Raw genomic sequence first — 1,281 nt, 5'->3', positions numbered from 1 at the left:
TGAGCTTGGATGCAAGGCGCATAACAAGCGTTCAAGTGGGACTTGGCACGCGTGGCATTTTTGGCTTGCAGTTTATTTAGTGGTTAGGGTGTGATGCGGTAACGTTTGTAGTGCGTGCCTGCGCCCCTTAACGCGGCGTTATGCTTAATCAAGTAAAATCAGTGGTTTATGGTTTTCTTTGTTCCCTCGGCTTTTCAGTTTGATGTTTGTCGGCAAGTTGGCTTTTTTGAGCGCTGTTTTTTGGACGCTTATTCTTTGGCGCTGAAAATTCAGAGCGTTGCCTCAATCAATTTTCGGGTAAGCGCGAGGTTAGGGCGGTTGGCTCAATCAGAAATCCATTTCTAGGTTTTCAAACTTCAAACTAGATTTGCCAAAATCTCGAGCCTGATTGTCAAAACTATGATTCATTTCGGTTTTCTAATCTTTGCCTTTTGTTTGTGAATCAAAGTCGAGTTAATCTTGGTTCTGGTCAAACGTAAGCCATTGAAGCTTAAGCATAACAAGGCGTTTAAGCGGGATTCATGCCGCGTGGCATTTTTGGTATGCGGTTGGTTTTGGTGGTGAAAGTGGTCTGCGGAARSTTGGTTTAGGCGGCATTCACCCCTTAACGCGGCGTTATGCTTAATCAAGTAAAATCAGTTGGTTATGGTTTTTCTTTGTTCCCTTGGCTGATTGGTTTTGTGTTTGTCGGCAAGCCGGCTTTTGTGAGCGCTGTTTTTCGGACGCATATTCTTTGGCGCTAGAAATTCAGAGAATTGCCTCATTCAATTYTCGGGYAAKCGCGAGGTTAGGGCGGTTGGCTCAATCAGAAATCCATTTCTAGGTTTTCAAACTTCAAACCAGATTTGCCAAAATCCGAAGTCTGATTATCAAAACTATGATTCATTTCGGTTTTCTATGTGATTCAAAGTCGAGTTAATCTTGGTGCTGATTAATCATAACCCATTGAAGCTTAAGCATAACAAGGCGTTTAAGCGGGATTCATGCCGCGTGGCATTTTTGGTATGCGGTGAGTTTTGGTGGTGAAAGTGGTCTGCGGAAGCTTGGTTTATGCGGCACTCACCCCTTAACGCAGCGTTATGGCTCACAAGGTCCGCAATCTCAGAAATAAAGGTTGTTCACATCAAATTTACGGTATCATGCACAATTGACTAAACTGTAGTTACTTATGCTTATACCAACTAATACACCTTCTTCCTCAAATGTATCTTGCATCAACAGCCTAAGCTTGCTGCTGCCGCCTTGAAGTTATGATTATCTCGGATACTGGAGTGCCAGAAG

2 protein-coding genes are annotated in these 1,281 nt (G+C 43.4%); both read left to right on the top strand.

Annotation, left to right across the window (positions count from 1 at the left end; all coding sequences use genetic code 11):
* Positions 1 to 496: 496 nt before the first annotated feature.
* Positions 497 to 625, top strand: coding sequence for a DUF3265 domain-containing protein (locus CIK04_RS31470; protein ID WP_128824788.1), 129 nt, complete (start codon positions 497 to 499; stop codon positions 623 to 625).
* Between the two features lie 333 nt (positions 626 to 958).
* Positions 959 to 1,111, top strand: a complete 153-nt coding sequence (locus CIK04_RS35940) for a DUF3265 domain-containing protein (protein ID WP_097353670.1) — start codon at positions 959 to 961, stop codon at positions 1,109 to 1,111.
* Positions 1,112 to 1,281: the final 170 nt, after the last annotated feature.

Source organism: Vibrio sp. 03_296 (assembly GCF_002265885.1).
The sequence above is the reverse complement of the archived record's forward strand: the minus strand, read 5'-3'. Positions and strand labels throughout refer to the sequence as shown.